Source organism: Abyssibius alkaniclasticus (assembly GCF_020447305.1).
Taxonomy (GTDB): domain Bacteria; phylum Pseudomonadota; class Alphaproteobacteria; order Rhodobacterales; family Rhodobacteraceae; genus Abyssibius; species Abyssibius alkaniclasticus.
This window is the reverse complement of record NZ_CP095732.1, coordinates 1,992,134-2,009,485: the sequence shown is the minus strand read 5'-3', so window position 1 is coordinate 2,009,485 and position 17,352 is coordinate 1,992,134. Positions and strand designations below refer to the sequence as shown.

16 protein-coding genes are annotated in these 17,352 nt (G+C 60.6%); 9 read left to right on the top strand and 7 right to left on the bottom strand.

The features are described from left to right. The first annotated feature begins 243 nt into the window (after positions 1-243). From LGT41_RS10040 to LGT41_RS10000, 9 genes are read left to right on the top strand one after another with little or no spacing between them, the layout of a single operon-like run. Positions 244-1,389: a Gfo/Idh/MocA family protein gene (locus tag LGT41_RS10040; RefSeq protein ID WP_274126744.1), complete on the top strand. Its 1,146-nt coding sequence runs from the start codon at positions 244-246 to the stop codon at positions 1,387-1,389. Positions 1,390-1,407: 18 nt separating this feature from the next. Then, positions 1,408-2,319 (top strand): sugar phosphate isomerase/epimerase family protein, encoded by a 912-nt coding sequence (locus LGT41_RS10035; protein WP_274126743.1) that lies wholly within the window; start codon positions 1,408-1,410, stop codon positions 2,317-2,319. A 45-nt stretch (positions 2,320-2,364) separates the two neighbouring features. Beyond that, positions 2,365-3,399 (top strand): ABC transporter substrate-binding protein, encoded by a 1,035-nt coding sequence (locus tag LGT41_RS10030; protein ID WP_274126742.1) that lies wholly within the window; start codon positions 2,365-2,367, stop codon positions 3,397-3,399. A 54-nt stretch (positions 3,400-3,453) separates the two neighbouring features. Further along, the gene (locus tag LGT41_RS10025) at positions 3,454-4,953 is read left to right on the top strand and encodes a sugar ABC transporter ATP-binding protein (RefSeq protein ID WP_274126741.1); all 1,500 of its coding nucleotides are present in this window, start codon (positions 3,454-3,456) and stop codon (positions 4,951-4,953) included. After that, a complete protein-coding gene (locus LGT41_RS10020) occupies positions 4,950-5,900 on the top strand; it encodes an ABC transporter permease (RefSeq protein ID WP_274126740.1) in 951 nt (316 codons plus the stop codon). Before LGT41_RS10025 ends, LGT41_RS10020 begins: the two co-directional genes overlap by 4 nt. After that, a complete protein-coding gene (locus LGT41_RS10015; RefSeq protein WP_274126739.1) occupies positions 5,897-6,871 on the top strand; it encodes an ABC transporter permease in 975 nt (324 codons plus the stop codon). The genes LGT41_RS10020 and LGT41_RS10015 overlap by 4 nt, the downstream gene beginning before the upstream one ends. A gap of 10 nt (positions 6,872-6,881) precedes the next feature. Continuing rightward, entirely contained in the window at positions 6,882-7,958 is a 1,077-nt protein-coding gene (locus LGT41_RS10010) for a Gfo/Idh/MocA family protein (protein WP_274126738.1), read from the top strand. After that, a complete protein-coding gene (locus LGT41_RS10005) occupies positions 7,955-9,064 on the top strand; it encodes a Gfo/Idh/MocA family protein (protein WP_274126737.1) in 1,110 nt (369 codons plus the stop codon). Before LGT41_RS10010 ends, LGT41_RS10005 begins: the two co-directional genes overlap by 4 nt. A gap of 12 nt (positions 9,065-9,076) precedes the next feature. Continuing rightward, positions 9,077-10,093, top strand: a complete 1,017-nt coding sequence (locus LGT41_RS10000; RefSeq protein ID WP_274126736.1) for a Gfo/Idh/MocA family protein — start codon at positions 9,077-9,079, stop codon at positions 10,091-10,093. A 3-nt stretch (positions 10,094-10,096) separates the two neighbouring features. Here the strand turns inward: LGT41_RS10000 and LGT41_RS09995 are convergent, their stop codons facing one another. The 7 genes from LGT41_RS09995 to LGT41_RS09965 form a co-directional block, all read right to left on the bottom strand. Further along, on the bottom strand, positions 10,097-10,750 hold the full coding sequence (locus LGT41_RS09995) for a DsbA family oxidoreductase (RefSeq protein WP_274126735.1): 654 nt from the start codon (positions 10,748-10,750) through the stop codon (positions 10,097-10,099). A 119-nt stretch (positions 10,751-10,869) separates the two neighbouring features. Next, on the bottom strand, positions 10,870-12,366 hold the full coding sequence (locus LGT41_RS09990) for a mannitol dehydrogenase family protein (RefSeq protein WP_274126734.1): 1,497 nt from the start codon (positions 12,364-12,366) through the stop codon (positions 10,870-10,872). After that, positions 12,366-13,139, bottom strand: a complete 774-nt coding sequence (locus tag LGT41_RS09985) for an L-iditol 2-dehydrogenase (RefSeq protein WP_274126733.1) — start codon at positions 13,137-13,139, stop codon at positions 12,366-12,368. The genes LGT41_RS09990 and LGT41_RS09985 overlap by 1 nt, the downstream gene beginning before the upstream one ends. Then, positions 13,136-14,140 carry an ABC transporter ATP-binding protein gene (locus LGT41_RS09980; RefSeq protein WP_274126732.1) on the bottom strand — a complete coding sequence of 335 codons (1,005 nt, stop codon included), beginning with the start codon at positions 14,138-14,140 and terminating at the stop codon, positions 13,136-13,138. Before LGT41_RS09980 ends, LGT41_RS09985 begins: the two co-directional genes overlap by 4 nt. 10 nt (positions 14,141-14,150) lie before the next feature. Beyond that, positions 14,151-14,981 carry a carbohydrate ABC transporter permease gene (locus LGT41_RS09975; RefSeq protein WP_274126731.1) on the bottom strand — a complete coding sequence of 277 codons (831 nt, stop codon included), beginning with the start codon at positions 14,979-14,981 and terminating at the stop codon, positions 14,151-14,153. A 10-nt stretch (positions 14,982-14,991) separates the two neighbouring features. Continuing rightward, positions 14,992-15,858: a carbohydrate ABC transporter permease gene (locus tag LGT41_RS09970; protein ID WP_274126730.1), complete on the bottom strand. Its 867-nt coding sequence runs from the start codon at positions 15,856-15,858 to the stop codon at positions 14,992-14,994. A 125-nt stretch (positions 15,859-15,983) separates the two neighbouring features. Continuing rightward, the gene (locus LGT41_RS09965; RefSeq protein WP_274126729.1) at positions 15,984-17,285 is read right to left on the bottom strand and encodes an ABC transporter substrate-binding protein; all 1,302 of its coding nucleotides are present in this window, start codon (positions 17,283-17,285) and stop codon (positions 15,984-15,986) included. Positions 17,286-17,352 lie beyond the last annotated feature (67 nt).

Below are 17,352 nucleotides of genomic sequence, written 5' to 3'. Positions count from 1 at the left end.
ATTTGTGCGGCCATTGCGCGTGCCTTCAAATCGGCAGGGGCAAAGGTTGCGATCACGGGTGAGGAAGTTGCACCCGCCCCTGGGGACCAGGGCCAATTCGCCTATCACAAACCGGATGTCACCGATCTGGCCGCCATGCGTGGCCTGGCCGGGGGCAAGGCGGGGTTCATTACCGGCGCCTGCATCCCCGTTGACGGGGGCTATTCAATTGCGTGACACTGACAAGAGGGAGGCCAGGGCAACATGACAGATTTCAGCAGAATGGGCGCTGCGGTCATCGGCACCGGGTTTATTGGGGCTGTGCATATCGGGGCGCTGCGGCGCCTTGGCGTGCGCGTTGAAGGCGTGCTTGGCTCGTCGCCCGAACGCGGTGCGGCGGGTGCTGCGGCGCTGTCGGTTGGCAAAGCCTATGCCACGCTCGAAGATCTGCTGGCCGATCCGAAGGTCGATCTGGTGCATGTCACCTCGCCCAACCATGCGCATTATCAGCAGGTGAAGGCCATTCTGGCGGCGGGCAAGCATGTGATCTGCGAAAAGCCGCTGGCCATGACCTCGGGTGAATCCGCCGAAATGGTGGAACTGGCGCGCGCCAGCGGCAAGATCGCTGCGGTCTGCTACAATATCCGCTTCTATCCGCTCAACCACCATGCGCATGGCATGGTGAAGGCGGGCGCGCTTGGCGATATCCGCCTTGTCACCGGCCATTACCACCAGGACTGGCTGGCAAAGCCAGGCGATTGGAACTGGCGGCTGGAATCTGACCAGGGCGGCGCGCTGCGCTCGGTGGGTGATATCGGCACACATTGGGTGGATCTGGTCAGCTTCGTGAGCGGGCAGAAGGTGGCCGCGGTGTTTGCCGACCTGACGACTTTCATAAAGGAACGCCAGAAACCCGTTGGCCCGGTTGCCACATTTTCGGCGGCCAGCGGCGAAACCCAGACCCGCCGCATAGAAACCGACGATGCCGCCATGATCATGCTGCGCTTTGAAGGTGGTGCAAAAGGCGTGATGACCACCAGCCAGATCAGCATTGGCCGCAAGAATTCGCTGCAATGGGACATGGCCGGTTCAGCCGCCTCGGCGGCCTGGGATAGCGAAACCCCCGACCATTTGTTCATTGGCCACCGCGATGCACCCAACCAGATTTTGCAACGCGACCCCGGTATGATGAACGCCACGGGCGCCGCTGCCGCTGCCCTGCCCGGCGGGCATGTCGAAGGTTTCGCCGACAGTTTTCGCGCGCTGTTCCAGCAGGTCTATGCCGATGCCGCAACCGGCGCGCGCGCCGCAACATCGACCTATGCCAGTTTTGAAGATGGCCACCACGAAATGCGGTTCTGCGATGCCGTGCTGCGTTCGGCCGCCGAGGCGCGCTGGGTCGAGGTGTAACATGATGGGAGACAAGGCATGAAGCTTGGCATTTTGACAGCCCCGTTTGAAGATACAGAGCTGATGGACGTGGCCGATTGGAGCGCGGCCAACGGGTTTTCCGCGCTTGAAATTGCCTGCTGGCCCGCCACAAGCGGCGATTTGCGGCGCTATGCGGGCACTTCGCATATCAACGTTGATGGGCTGAGCAAGGCGCAGGGCAATGAAATTGCCGGGGCGCTGGCCGATAAGGGAATCGAGATTTCGGGCCTTGGCTATTACCCCAACCCGCTTCATGCCGATGCCAGCCATCGTGACGCCGTGATCGGCCATTTGAAAAAGGTGATAACCGCCGCCGGGCTGATGGGCGTGAAGGTGGTGAACAGCTTCGTGGGTGGGGACCGCAAGCTGACACTTGATGAGAACTGGGCGCGCGCTGCACAGATTTTCCCCGATATCATTGCCCATGCGCGCGATAGCGGGGTCACGCTCGCCTTTGAAAACTGCCCGATGATCTTTTCCAATGACGAATGGCCGGGCGGGCATAACATTGCCTATAGCCCCTATATCTGGCGGCGGATTTTTGACGCATGGGACGGGGTTGGCATGAATTTCGACCCCTCGCACCTGGTGCTGCAAATGATCGACCAAAGCCGCTTCATGCGCGAGTTCGGCGCCCGTTTTGCCCATGTTCACGCCAAAGACCTGATGATCGACCGCGACGGGCTTTACGAGCGCGGCATCCTTTCGGCCGGCATGGGCTGGCAGGTGCCGCGCCTGTGCGGTTTGGGCGAGGTGGACTGGTCGGACTTCTTCGCGCAGCTTTACCGCGCGGGCTATGACGGCGCGGTGATCATCGAACATGAGGACCGCGATTTTGAAGGGACGGATGCAAAGCTCAAACGGGGTTTTTGCCTGGCCCGCGATATTCTGAGCCCCTTTATCAAATAGGGGCCGAATGCAGTGAGACCACTTAACCATAAGGGAGACGACAAGATGAAACGACTTTATACAAGCGCAGCTGTGGCCGCTCTGGCGTTCAGCTATGGAAGCTCGGCCCTTGCCGAAGCGCATGGTGGCTATACGATCGGCATTTCAAACACCGTGCAGGGCAATGGCTGGCGCGAAGAAATGGTCTGCGCGATGAAAGCGCAGGCAAGGGTTTCGGGCATGGTCGACAGCCTGAACATCGCGCATCGCAACACCGATGCGGCCGGCCAGCTTGAGGATATTCGCAACCTCATCCAGGCGGGCGTTGATGCCATTGTCATCAACCCATCCAACGCCGATGGTGTGAATTCGGCCATTGAAGAGGCGATTGCAGCAGGCATTGTCGTGGTGGCTGTGGACCAGGCCGTTACGGCACCAGGCGCCTATATCCTGTCCAACAACCAGGAAGAATATGCCTATCTTGGCGCGAAATGGCTGTTCGAGCAGCTCGGCGGCGAAGGCAGCGTGGTCTATATGCGCGGGGCCGCGGGTGCGGGCGCCGATAATGACCGCGACACCGGCTTCCAGCGCGCTTTGGCCGAATTCCCGAACATCTCCATTGTGCATGAGGTGTTTACCGGCTGGCAGCAGGACCAGGGCAAGCAACAGATCCTCGATTATCTGTCGACCGGCCTGCCGGTTGATGGCGTCTGGACCAGCGGCATCGACAATGTCATCGTCGATGCCTTCATCGAAAGCGACATGCCGCTTGTGCCCATCGTTGGGGCGGACAATGCCGGGTTTGTAGGCCAGCTGGCCAGTGTCGAAGGCTTTGTCGGCGCGGCAGTCACCAACCCCGGCTCGATCGGTGGTGCCGGGGTTACGCTGGCGCTGCAAATTCTTGAAGGCGACATGCCCGAAGGCAATACCGTGCTGGTCGACCCGTCGATCTGGGCCAATAATGACCCCGAAGGCATGGCGCTGATCGAAGCCGCGCAAAACCCCAACCTCGACCCTGAATGGCCGGTCAGCGTCTCCATCCCCGGCTGGACGACCTATTCAATGGACGAGATCATCGCCTGCAAAGGCCCGGGCGAATAAGCCCCGACTGGCCCCGGTTCACGCCGGGGCCAACCCAAAACAGCCAGAGGCAGTATGACAGACCAAGACGCCCAAACCCCTTTGCTGGACGCCACAGGCGTGTCCAAACGCTTTGGCGCGGTTGTCGCGCTCTCCAACGCATCGCTGCGCATCAACAAAGGCGAGATCGTTGCGCTGATGGGGGCGAACGGGGCGGGCAAATCGACATTTGTAAAAATTCTGACCGGCGCGTTGAGGCGCGATTCCGGCACGGTGTTGCTGGGCGGTGTGAACCGCAAGATCGGCGCACCGGCTGCGGCGCGGCGCGCGGGGCTGGTGCCGGTCTATCAGGAACCATCGCTCATCCCCGACCTTGACGTGGCCGACAATCTGCGCCTTGGAAACACGCCCGTGGAACCCTTTCGACATTGGGTAGATGCGCTTGGCATCAAGGGCTTGCGGCTTGATGACATGATCGGGCATTTGCCGCTGGCCACATTGCGCATTCTTGACCTTGCGCGCAGCCTGGCCATGAAACCCGATGTGCTGCTGCTGGATGAGATGACCGCCGCCCTGCCCACCAACCTTGTTGAAAACGTGCTGCGCGTGGTGCGCACACAGGCGGATGAGGGGCAATCGGTTGTCTATATCTCGCATCGTTTTGCCGAAATTGCCGAAATTTGCGACCGCGCCAGCGTGCTGCGTGACGGGGCCACCGTGGGCGATCTGGACATCGCCGAAGGGGTGGAAGAAAAGATCGTGGAACTGATGCTTGGCGCAGCACTTGGGGTTGGCCCAACGCGCAATGCTGAAGCCGCCACCCTGCCAGGCGGCACGCCGCGACTGGCCGTCAAGGGGCTGGCGCTGGGCAGCAAGCTGGAGGATGTCTCGCTCAACCTGCATCCGGGCGAGGTTCTGGGCGTTGTCGCACTTGAAGGCCAGGGGCAGGACGAGCTGTTCGAGGTGCTTGCCGGAATGCGCCGCGCCGATGAGGGAACGGTTGAGGTGGATGGCAAGACCATGAATTTTCACCACCCCGCCGATGCCATTGCTGCCGGGCTGACCTTTGTGCCGGGCGATCGTGCGCATGGTCTGCTGATGCAACGCTCGGTGCATGAAAACATTGCCGTGCCGCTGCTGGCCCGCCCGCGCAAATGGGGGCCAATCCCGATGCGAAGCGAAGCGGCCAAGGTCAAAAACGCCATCGAGCGGTTGCAGATAGATACCCGCGCCCAGGGCGAGGTGCAGCGGCTTTCCGGTGGCAACCAGCAAAAAGTGACCATTGGCCGCTGGATCGCCAAGGGCGTTGAAACCCTGTTGTTGTTCGACCCGACCCGCGGCATTGATGTGCGCACGAAACGGCAGATCTATCTGCTGGTGCGCGAATTGGCTGAACAGGGGGCCGCTGTGCTTTACTATACATCCGAACTGGCCGAAGTACCCGCCGCCTGTGACCGCGCCGTGGTGATTTTTGGCGGCAGGGTGGTCGATGTCATCGAGGCCGCCGAAGCCGACGAGCCGACACTCATGCGCGCAGCCTATGGCCTGCCCCGCCAGACGGCAGGTGCCGCATGAACAGGTTTGCTTCCAAACACGGCTGGACCTTGGGCTTGCTGGCGCTGCTGGTCGCGCTTTTGGCGTTCACCCGCGTCATCCAGCCCGATTTCGGCGCATCGGGGCTTGAAACACTCACCCGCGCCACCCTGCCCTTTGCCTTTGCCACGGCGGCAATGGCGGTGGTGGTCATTGCCGGCGGCATTGATCTTTCGGTCGCCTCGATGATGGCGGTGGCCGGCGTTACCGCCGCTGTGCTGATGGAGGGCGCAAGCGGTGGCGCATCGGTTGCGGTGGTCGGCTTTGTGCTGTTGCTCGGCGTGATCATGGGCGCAATAAACGGCGCGCTGATCGTGGCCACACGCGTGCCGGATATCGTGGTGACACTGGCCATGCTTTTCGTGTGGGAGGGCGTGGCGCTGCTGATCCTCAAGGCGCCCGGCGGCGCGGCATCCCCCTGGCTGCGCAATCTTATCGTTGGCAGCCTTGGCGCCGATTGGGTGCCAAAATCCTTTGTGCTGCTGGCCCTGTGTCTGGCGATCATCTGGTTGCCTTTGCGCCGCTCCAGGCTTGGCCTGTCGATCTATGCCATTGGCAGCGATGAGCTGGCCGCCTATCGTTCGGGTATTGCCATTGGCTGGACACGCATTGCCGCCTATGCCATTTGCGGGCTGTTCGCGGCAATGGGCGGGCTTGCCCTGACCATGAGTACCGGCAATGGCGAGCCTATCCCCGGCCCCTATCTGATGGCCAGCGTAGCCGCGGTTGTGCTGGGCGGCGTGGTGCTTGGCGGCGGGCGCGGCGCGCTGCTGGGGCCGATCATCGCGGTTTTCATTCTGCGGCTGGTGCGCATGGATCTGACGCTATTATCGGTAGACCCGAATGTAACCACCATTGTTGAAGGCTCGATCATGGTTGTGGTTGTCATGCTCGGCGCGGTTCTTGCATCTCGGAGGCGGCGGATATGAGCGTGGCAAACCAGACAAGCAGCCTGAAACGGCTGGGCCGGTTTCTGGCCGATAATCCGATCATCCCGCTGATCATTCTGCTGGTTCTGCTGGTTGGCGTGCTGGAATTCATGCGCCCCGGCATCGTGAATGAACGCTGGATCGGCAACACCATCAAATTTGCCATTCCGCTGGCCATGCTCGCCGCCTGCCAGACCATGACCATGCTCACCGGCGGCATCGACCTTTCGGCTGCCGTTGCGGCCACGATCAGCGCCTTTGTCATGGCCACGCAGGTGCCGGTGGTCGGTGTGCCTCTGGCCATTCTCATCGGGTTGCTTCCGGCGATCCTGATCGGGCTGGTCAACGGGTTCGGCGTGGCCATCTGCCGGGTGCATCCGCTGATCATGACACTTGGCACGGGCCTTATCGGCACGGGCTGTTTGCAGGTCTACCAACGCTTTGTCATCGCCACAGGCTCGGTTGTGCCCGACAGTCTTGCATGGCTTGGCACCGGGCGCACATGGGGTTTGCCCAACGCGCTGCTGCTGTTCGTGCCCTTCGCCGCACTCCTTATCTGGGGCCAGCGGCGCACCGGGTTTGGCCGCCTGCTTTATGCGCTTGGCTCGAATGAGACGGCCTCGAAAATTTCTGGCGTGCGATCATGGCAGGTCTATCTGGCGCTTTACGCGCTGTCCGGGCTGATCGCCGGTGTGACCGGCCTGCTATATGTCGGGCTGATCAAGGCGCCGTCGCTGTCGCTTGTCAACCCGTTGCTGCTGCCCTCGGTGGCGGCGGCGGTCATCGGCGGCACGTCTATCTTCGGCGGGCGCGGGGGCTATTCCGGCACGGTGGTGGGCGCGCTCATCCTGACCGTGCTGGGCACATTGCTGACCCTGCTGCAAATGCCCGAAGGCGCGCGGCGCATATTGTTCGGCCTGATCATTCTGGCCGTGACCACCATCTATATTCGGCTGACCAACCAGCGATAGGAGTTTGAACATGGCGAAATGGCGCATCGTGGGCATTAGCTTTGACCATATGCATATGGGCGATTTGCTGCGCATGGCCCACAACCACCCCGATGCCGAAATCGTCGGGTTGTTCGATGCGGACCTTGCCAAGATGAAGCGCGTCGCCGCGCCCTTCAACATTGCCGATGACCGGCTTTTTACCGATTTTGATGCCTGTATGAAGGCCAGCAAGGCCGATCTTGCAATCCTGTGCGCCGCCACGGGCGACCATGCCAGCTATACCGAACGGCTTGCGGCTTACGGTGTGCATGTCTTCGTTGAAAAACCCTTTGCCGCCAGCGTGGCCGATGCCCGCCGGATGATGGCCGCGATGGCACCAACCGGCAAGCGCATGGCAATCAACTGGCCGCTGGCCTGGGTTGAAAGCCATGTCACCGCCAAACGGCTGATCGATGAAGGGTTGATCGGAGATTTGCTGGAGGTGCGGTTTTACGGCGGCAACCGTGGCCCGCTTTACCATCTGGCCGATAAGGTCGAGGTGACGCCAGAGGAGGTAGAGCGCCAAAAGCCCGATAGCTGGTGGTATAAGAAAGCGGCTGGCGGGGGCAGCCTGCTTGACTATCTTGGCTACGGCGCAACCCTTGGCACATGGTATATGAATGGCGAGGCACCGCTGGAAGTGACCTGCGTCGTGGATGAAATTCCGGGCATCGAGGTTGATCAGCACTCCATAACCGTCTGCCGTTATGCGCGTGGCCTGTCGAAAATGGAAACCCGCTGGGGCACCTTCACCGACCCGTGGATGCAGCAGCCTCAACCCAAATGCGGGTTTGTGTTTGTCGGCGCGGATGGCACGATTGCCAGCGAGGATTATTCGGACCGGATAACGGTGCAAACACGCGCCACGCCGAATGTTACACCCATGCCGGTAGACCCGCTGCCCGTGGGGCGGCGCAACGGTATTGAATATATGCTTGCCTGCCTAAAAAGCGGCGCGCCCATAACCGGCCCGCTGGAACCCGAACTGTGCCTGACCGCGCAGCGCATTGTTGATACGGCCGCCAAATCGGCGGCCGAAAAGCGCACGCTGGCCCTTCTGCCATGAGCGAGCCTGACAGCGAAACCTATGCGCTGGCCACCGGGCCGCTGGTGGATATTGCCGCGCCCGCCCTGCCCTATCAGCCGCCCATGCCGCGCAGCTATCGCCCGAAAATCGGGGTTATCGGCGCGGGTGGAATTGTGCCCGCCCATCTGGATGCCTATCGCAGCGCCGGCTGGGAAGTGGCGGCGATCTGCAATCGCACAATTGCCAAAGCCGCCGCCAAAGCCGCCGCGTTTTTCCCGGATGCGCTGGTCACCGATGACATGCAGCGCATATTGGATGACCCGGGCATCGACGTGGTCGACATCACCCCGCATCCCAGCCAGCGGCTGGCGCTGATCGAGGCCGCGCTGAAGGCGGGCAAACATGTTCTGTCGCAAAAACCTTTCGTGCTGGACCTGGACGAAGGCGAAAGGCTGGTGCAACTGGCCGCCGCAAACGGTGTCAGGCTGGCGATCAACCAAAATGGCCGCTGGGCGCCGCATCTGGCCTGGATGCGAGAAGCCGTGCAGGCCGGGCTGGTGGGCGATGTGCAAAGCTGCCATGTCGCGATCCACTGGAACCACGGCTGGATTGCGGGCACAAGTTTCGAGACCATCGAAGACCTGATCCTGTATGACTTCGGCATTCACTGGTTTGACTTTATCAGCAGCGTGCTGGGCGACCGCCCCAAACGGGTATATGCCAGCGCAACAAACGCCCCCGGCCAGACAGCCAAAGTGCCGCTCATGGCGCAGGTGCAAATTCTGATGGATGAGGGCCAGGCCAGCCTGACACTGGATGGCGGCACCCCGTTTGGGCCGCGCGACACAACCTATATTGCCGGCACAAAGGGCAGCCTGTGCAGCGATGGCCCCGATCTTGGCCAGCAGCAGGTGCGGCTGACAACCGCACAGGGCCAGGCCCGGCCCGATTTGCAGGGCACATGGTTCAATGACGGGTTTCGTGGCGCTATGGGTGCATTGCTGGTGGCCATTGAAGACGGCACCGAGCCTGCCAATGGCGCGCAAGACAACCTCCGCTCGCTTGCGCTGGCATTCGCGGCAATCGGCTCACGCCAAACGGGCAGGGTTGTCGATGTCGGTGCCATGCGCCGGATTACAGTTTAGAAAGGGTCTGCCATGCTGCGTGTTCTGATTGTGGGTGTCGGCAATATGGGCCTGTCGCACGCATTTGCCCACCACGCCGACCCGCGCGCGCAGATTGTGGGCATCGTCAACCGTTCGGCGCGCGCCTTGCCCGATGCGCTGGCGGGCTATCCCATGTTTCGCAGTTTTGAAGATGGCATGACCAGCAGGCCCGATCTTGTGGTCATTGCCACCTATTCCGATGCCCATGCCCCCCAGGCCATTGCCGCAATGGAGGCGGGCGCGCATGTGTTTGTTGAAAAACCGCTGGCCCCAAATGTGGCCGATGCACAGGCTGTTGTGGACAAGGCGCATGAAACCGGGCGCAAGCTGATTGTCGGCTATATTCTGCGCCACCACCCGTCATGGATCCGGCTGATCGCGGAAAGCCGCGCGCTTGGCGGCCCGTTCGTGTTTCGCATGAACCTCAACCAGCAATCGCATGGCGCTGAATGGGCGGTGCATAAGCAGCTTATGCAATCCACCTCGCCGATTGTCGATTGCGGTGTGCATTATGTCGATGTGATGTGCCAGATCGCCCGCAGCCCTGCCGTAAGCGTGCAGGGTATCGGGCTGCGCCTGTCCGATGAAATTCCGGCCGATATGTATAATTATGGCCAGTTGCAACTGCGCTTTGAAGATGGCTCGGTCGGCTGGTATGAGGCGGGCTGGGGGCCGATGATGTCGGAAACCGCGTTCTTTGTGAAAGACGTGATCAGCCCGCGCGGCGCGGTCTCCATCACCGATGCCGACAAGGCGTCGTCCGCCGATGTGGGCGGGCATACCAGGGTTGGTGGCCTGCTGGTGCATCGCGCAGAAGGCGACCGGCTGATTACCCTGCCAGACGAGCCCGACCATCAGGCGCTGTGCGATGCCGAACAGGCCGCCGTGATCAACGCCATTCTGAGCGATGCCGACCTGAGCCAGCAAATGCAGGACGCCGTCGAGTCGCTCCGCATCTGCATCGCCGCCGATGAAAGCATCCGCACAGGCCAGCCGGTGCTGCTTTAGGGGTCAAACCCGCATTGCGAGCAGCTGGTCGAGAATATTCTTGTAGTTTTCAACCCCCTGCGCGCCGGTGACAAGATGCTTGCGCTCGAACACCACGGCGGGCACGCCCTGAATACCCTGCTGCTGCCAGAAAACCTGCTGCGCGCGCACTTCATCGGCAAAGCGTTGATCGGCCAGAACGGCGCTGGCTTCGGCGCGCTCAAGGCCGATTTCGGCGGCAATGTCCGCCAGAACCGAAACATCCGACAAATTGCGCGCTTGGGTGAAATGCGCCGCAAACAACGCCTGTTTCAGCGCGTGCTTGCGCCCCTGCATTTCGGCCCAATGCAAAAGCTGGTGGGCATTGAAGGTGTTATGCATTCGCGATGCTTCATCAAACGCAAATTCAAAGCCAAGCTCGGCGCCCAGCGCCGAGATGCGCGCGCGGTTTTCATCGGATTGTTCCGGACTCGTGCCGTATTTTTCGGCCAGATGCGCGCGCAAATCCTGCCCTTCGGCCCCCATATTCGGGTTCAGTTCGAACGGGTGCCAGCGGATTTCATGCGCGACAGCTTTCTCCTTCAGCGCCTGGGCAAGCTGGCGATAGCCGATCACGCACCAGGGGCACATGACATCCGAAACGATCTCTATTTGCAGCGGCGCGGTCTGTTCAGGCATGTCGCCTCCTTGGGCAGGGGTTTGGTGCCTTGATGCACCATCTGCACCAGGCATGTTTCCTGACCCCAGATAGGGATGATCGGGTGAATGTGCAAACCCCCGCCTGCCCCAAACCGCCTTTACGTGGCGGTATAGGCTTGCAGCGCGGCGGCACTGCCCTGCGCCCAGATCAGGCCCAGCCAGCGTGTAAACGCGGCGCTGAACTCGGCGTTGTCCGCCAGATCGCCATAGATATGCCGCTGTTTGAGCCAGGTTTCGGGGGTGGTGCGCGCGGCATGGGCGGCCGCAACCAGGCTGTCCCATTGCGGATCATTCGGTGCGATTTCCGTGCCATCCTCGCGCGTGGCTGCGCACATGCGCGCCCAGATCGCCTCGACCAGGCTCAGCCCTTCAATCCTTCCCCCGGCGGCAAGTGCGTCGCGCAAAATCGGCAGCACAAAGCCCGGATGCCGCGATGAGCCATCAAAGGCAACGCGGCGGCTTGTGTCGCGGATCTTCGGATTGGCAAAGCGCGCCTTGATCAGTTGAACATAGGCGAGCGGCTCCATCCCCGGCACCGGCTGCACATAGGGCGCTATCTCGTCGCGCTGCACCTTGTCAAAGAAGGCGGCAATCTGCGCATGGCCCATGCAATCGGCGATCGTTTCCAGCGCCAAAAGCTCGCCGGCATTGGCCAGAACCTGGTGGCCTGCATTCAGAATGCGGATTTTCATGGTTTCGTAGTCATGCACGGTGTCGGTAAAGATCGCGCCAACCTCGTCATAGTCGGGGCGGCCCGCACAGAACCTGTCTTCAATCACCCATTGGCGATAGTTTTCATGGGTGACGGGGGCATGATCGGCAATGCCGATCTGCCGGGCAAGCGCAATTTCCGGCGCGCGGGTTGCCGGCACAATGCAATCAACCATCGAATTCGGAAAGGCGCCATGCGTCTCTATCCAGTCGGCCAGGGCCGGGCTGGACAGGCGCGCGAGCGAAAGCACGGCCTGGCGCGTAATATCGCCATTGCCTTGCAAATTGTCGCAGCTTTGCACGGTGAACGGCCTAATCCCGGCCGCCCGCCGCAGTTTGAGCGCGGCAACAATGGCGCCAAAAACCGTGCGGGGGGCATCCGGGTTTGCGCCATCATGGCGAATTTCGGGGTGGGTTACGTCAAACCCGCCTTTGGCCGGGTCGACAAAATAGCCGCCCTCGGTCACGGTCAGCGAAACGATGCGGATTTTTGCATCGGCCATACATTGAATGAGCGGGGCATTGTCATCGGCTATCGGCAGATAGTCGATCATCGCGCCGGTAACTTCGGCCGCAACGCCATGCGGGCTAAGCTCGACCAGCGTGGTCAGGCAATCCTGCGCCAGAAGTTTTTCGCGCATTTCGGCATCATACTGGCGGATGCCGGCGCCGATAATCGCCCAATCCTGCGCCTTGCCTGCCTGCATGAGCCGGTGCAGATACCACGCCTGATGCGCGCGGTGAAAATTGCCAAGCCCGATATGCACGATACCGGCTTTCAGCTTTGTGCGGTCGTAATCTGGCCGCAAAATGCCATCGGGCACGGCGCCCAAACTGGCATTGCTCAACGAAATGGCTGTGCGCCCCGGTTTAATTTCAGCCATCAGCTCATCCATTGTCCGCCATCAACATTATAGGTTTGCGCAACAATGTAATCGGCCTCGTCGCTGGCCAAAAACACCGCCATGCCCGTCAGATCTTCGGCCCGGCCCATGCGGCCATAGGGCACCGCATGGCCGACTTCGGCCTTTTTCTGGCCCGGCGCCTTGTTTTCATATTTTGCAAAGAAGGCATCAACGCCATCCCAATGCGCGCCATCGACCACGCCGGGCGCGATGGCATTCACGTTGATCTTGTGGCCAATCAGGTTCAGCCCGGCCGATTGCGTGATGCTGATGATCGCCGCCTTGCTGGCGCAATAGGTGGCGACAAGCGGCTCGCCCCGCCGCCCGGCCTGGCTGGCCATATTGATGATCTTGCCACCCTGCCCGCGCGCCAGCATATGTTTGGCAACCGCCTGCAAGGTGAACAATGTGCCGGCCACGTTGATCTCAAAAACCCGCGCAAAATCGGCGCGGGTAATTTCGACAATCGGCGCGGCCGAAAAAATCGCGGCATTGTTGATGAGAATGTCGATCTGGCCAAGGCCGGCAATCGTTTCACCCACGGCCCGCTCTATGCTGGCCTGTTGTGATACATCCATTTCAACGGCGATGGCCGCATCGCCCAGCTCAGCCGCGGTTGCGCGGGCTTGGGCCAGGTTGATATCGGCAATTGCCACGCGCGCGCCCTCGGCCACATAGCGTGCGGCAAATGCCTTGCCTATGCCCTGGGCCGCGCCGGTGATCAGCGCGCATTTTGAATGCAGGCGGTTCACGCAATCCTCAGCCCGTTATCGTCAAACCGGTGCAGATGCTCCGGATCGGGGCTCAGAAAAACCTTCGCGCCGTATTTGAGGCCAATCTCACCACCGGCGCGCACGGTCAGCGGCTCGGGGAAAGCGTCGCATTTGACATGGAAGAAAGTGTCAGAGCCGAGATGTTCAGATACACCAACCGTTCCGGGCCAATCCCCTTCGGTTTCGGAAATGCGCAAATGTTCGGGGCGCGTGCCGATCGTGCGCGCATTGTGCTTTTCGGCCTCGGGGCCTTCCAGCAGGTTCATTTTGGGCGAACCGATGAACCCGGCCACAAACTTGTTGCGCGGGTTGCGGTAAAGCTCCAGCGGGCTGCCGACCTGTTCGACCACTCCGGCCTGCAGCACCACGATCTTGTCGGCCATCGTCATCGCTTCCACCTGGTCGTGGGTAACGTAGATCATTGTGGTTTGCAGGCGTTTGTGCAGTTCTGAAATTTCCAGACGCATTCCAACGCGCAGCGCCGCATCGAGGTTTGACAAAGGCTCGTCAAACAAGAACGCTGCCGGCTCGCGCACGATGGCGCGGCCAATGGCAACGCGCTGGCGCTGCCCGCCCGAAAGCTGGCCGGGGCGGCGGTCGAGATAGTCGGTCAGGTTCAGAACCGAGGCGGCGCCATCCACGCGGCGGTCAATTTCGGCCTGCTCCATTTTTGCCATGCGCAGCGGAAAGGCAATGTTCTTGCGCACCGACATATGCGGATACAGCGCATAGGACTGGAACACCATAGCCAGGCCGCGCTTGGCGGGCGGCACGGTGGTGGCGTCATTGCCATCAATGCGGATATGCCCGCCCGAGCTGTCTTCCAGCCCGGCGATCAGCCGCAGCAGGGTGGATTTGCCGCAGCCCGACGGGCCGACAAACACCGTGAACTCGCCATCTTCAATGGTCAGGTCCAGGGGTGGAATGACTTCGACATCGCCGAAGGATTTGCACACTTTGTCTAAAACGATACGTCCCATTGTGTCTTCCTTATTTCACTGCGCCGAAGGTCAGGCCGCTGACCAGTTGTTTCTGGCTGAACCAGCCCAGAACCAGGATCGGCCCGATGGCCATTGTCGAGGCCGCGCTGAGCTTGGCAAAGAACAGTCCTTCGGGGCTGGAATAGCTGGCGATGAAAGCGGTTAGCGGGGCGGCGTTGGCCGCGGTCAGGTTGAGCGTCCAGAAGGCTTCGTTCCAGGCCAGAATGAAGTTGAGCAGCAGGGTCGAAGCGATGCCCGGAATAGCCATTGGTGTCAGCACATGGATGATCTCCGATCTCAGGCTGGCCCCGTCCATGCGGGCTGCTTCCAGAATCTCGCCCGGAATTTCCCTGAAATAGGTGTAAAGCATCCAGACGATGATCGGCAGGTTCATCAGCATCAGCACAATCACAAGGCCAATGCGCGAATCCAGGATCCCAAGCTCGATGAAGATCAGGTAGATCGGGTAAAGCACGCCCACAGCGGGCAGCATCTTGGTCGAGAGCATCCACATCAGAATGTTCTTGGTCTGGCGCGAGGGCACGAAGGCCATTGACCAGGCCGCCGGCACGGCCACCAGAATGCCAAGCAGCGTCGAGCCGCCGGCGATGATCACCGAATTCCACAAGAAGCGCATATAGTCCGAGCGTTCCAGAACGGCGGCATAGTTTTCCAGCGTCCATTCAAAGCCCAGAAAGACCGGCGGGCTGGCAATGGCCGTCGCCTCGGTTTTGAAGCTGGTAAGAATGGTCCACAGGATCGGGAAGAAGATCAGCAAGCCAACCGCCCAGGCGAGCGTGGTGTTGAACAGCTTGCGTTGCGGGGTAACTGCACGTGCCATGTCGCTCTCCTTACGCGTCGAGGTTTTTGCCAACCGCGCGCATCAGGAAGACGGCAACGATATTGGCAAGGATGATGGCATAAACACCACCGGCGGAACCCAGCCCGATATTCTGGCTTTCCAACACACGCTGATAAATCAGGTATGTCAGGGTTTTGGTGCCAAAACTGCCCTGGGTCGTGACGAAGATTTCAGCAAAGATCGCCAGCAAAAAGATGGTCTGGATCAGCACGACCACGGTAATCGCGCGCCCCAGATGCGGCAGGGTGATGAAGGCAAAGCGTTTGATGGGCGGCGCACCGTCCATTTCGGCCGCTTCAAGCTGCTCGCTGTCAAGTGACTGGATCGCGGTGAGCAGAATGAGCGTGGCAAAGGGCAGCCATTGCCAGGATACAATCATGATGATGGATTGCAGCGATGCCTGGCTTAACCATTCAACCGGAGTGGCGCCAAACAGCCGCCATAAATGCGCGAACAATCCGTTGACCGGGTCCATGAACATGTTTTTCCAGACCAGCGCGGAAACCGTGGGCATAACGAAGAACGGGGCAATGACAAGGATGCGCACAATCCCCTGCCCCCAGATCGGCTGGCTCAGCAAGATCGCGAGCAGCACGCCGAAAACAACGGTAATGAACAAAACCCCGCCCACGATGATCAGCGTCGATTGAACGCTGGGCCAAAAGGCGGAGGAGGAAAAGAAGCGGGCGTAATTCTCAAACCCGACCCAACCCAGATCGCCACCGCGCAGGGGAAGGTATCTTTTGAACGAGAACCACAAGGTCATGGATAGCGGCACAAGCATCCAACCCAGAAGCAGAACGACTGCGGGGGCCATCATGAAACGTGCGGCAGATCTGGAATGCTGGGTCGCCATAACAAGAGTCCTTTGCAAAGTTGCACGGGGATGCACTGGGATGCACGGGGATACACGGGTTTCAGGGGGTAGAGAAATGGCTCAGAGGGCGGGAATGGCCCGCCCTCTGCTTGCTCGTGGCAGGTTTAGTAGCCGGCGGCTTCCATCGCGTCAGCGGTCAGCGCCTGGGCTTTTGCCAGGGCTTCTTCCACGGTCTGCTGGCCGGCAAGTGCCGCCGAGAATTCCTGGCCAACATCGGTTGCGATGCCCGCAAATTCGGGAATAGCGGCAAACTGCACGCCCACATAAGGCACAGGGTCGACCGTTGGGTTCACAGGGTCAGCCGAAAGGATGCTGTCCAGCGTCATCTGCGCAAAGGGAACGTCCATATAGTTGGGGTTCTCATAAAGCGAGATACGTGCGCCCGGGGGCACATTCGCCCAGCCTTCATTGGCAGCGACAAGCTCGATATAGTCGGTCGAGGTGGCCCATTCGATGAACTGCTTGGCCGCATCAACATTGTCGGTGCCAGCCGGAATGGCCAGCGCCCATGCCCAGAGCCAGTTGCCACGCGGGCCAAGGCCGGTATCGGGGGCAAGTGCGAAGCCAACACTGTCGGCAACGGTGGAATCTTCAGGGTTGGTCACGAAAGAGGCCGCAACCGTTGCGTCGATCCACATGCCGCATTTGCCCTGCTGGAACAGCGACAGGTTTTCGTTGAAGCCGTTGTTCGAAGCACCCGGAGGGCCAGCTTCATTCATCAGCTCAACATAGAAGTTCAGCGTTTCGGCCCATTGCGGGCTGTCAAACTGCGGGGTCCAGTTCTCATCGAACCAGCGTGCGCCGAACGAATTGGCGGTGGCTGTCAGAAAGGCCATATTCTCGCCCCAGCCAGCTTTGCCGCGCAGGCAGATGCCGTAGATTTCATTGTCGCGGTCGGTCATGGCGCGGGCCGCATCGGCCACGAATTCCCAGGTGGGGGCGGCAGGCATTTCAAGCCCTGCAGCTTCCATCAGGTCGGTGCGATACATGATCATCGAGCTTTCGCCATAAAACGGCGCGGCATACATTACGCCATCGGCCGACAGACCGTTGCGCATTGCGGGCAGAATATCATCGACATTGTATTCAGCCGACAGATCGTCGAGCGGAACCAGCCAGCCGTTGCGGCCCCAGATCGGGGTCTCATACATGCCGATGGTCATGATGTCGAACTGGCCACCATTGGTGGAAATATCGGTGGTGACACGCTGGCGAAGAACATTTTCCTCAAGCGTGACCCATTCAACCTCGATCCCGGTTTTTGCCGTGAAATCATCCGTCAAACCCTGCATACGGATCATGTCACCGTTGTTCACGGTCGCGATCGTAATGGTCTGAGCATAAGCGCCGCCGCTTGCCAGCAGCGTGAGTGCGGTTGCCGCACGAAGTGCATTCTTAATAGACATCCGAAGCCTCCCAAAATTGGATGTTGCAGCCAGAGCATAGCTGCTATGCATGGCGCGCGTCAATTAA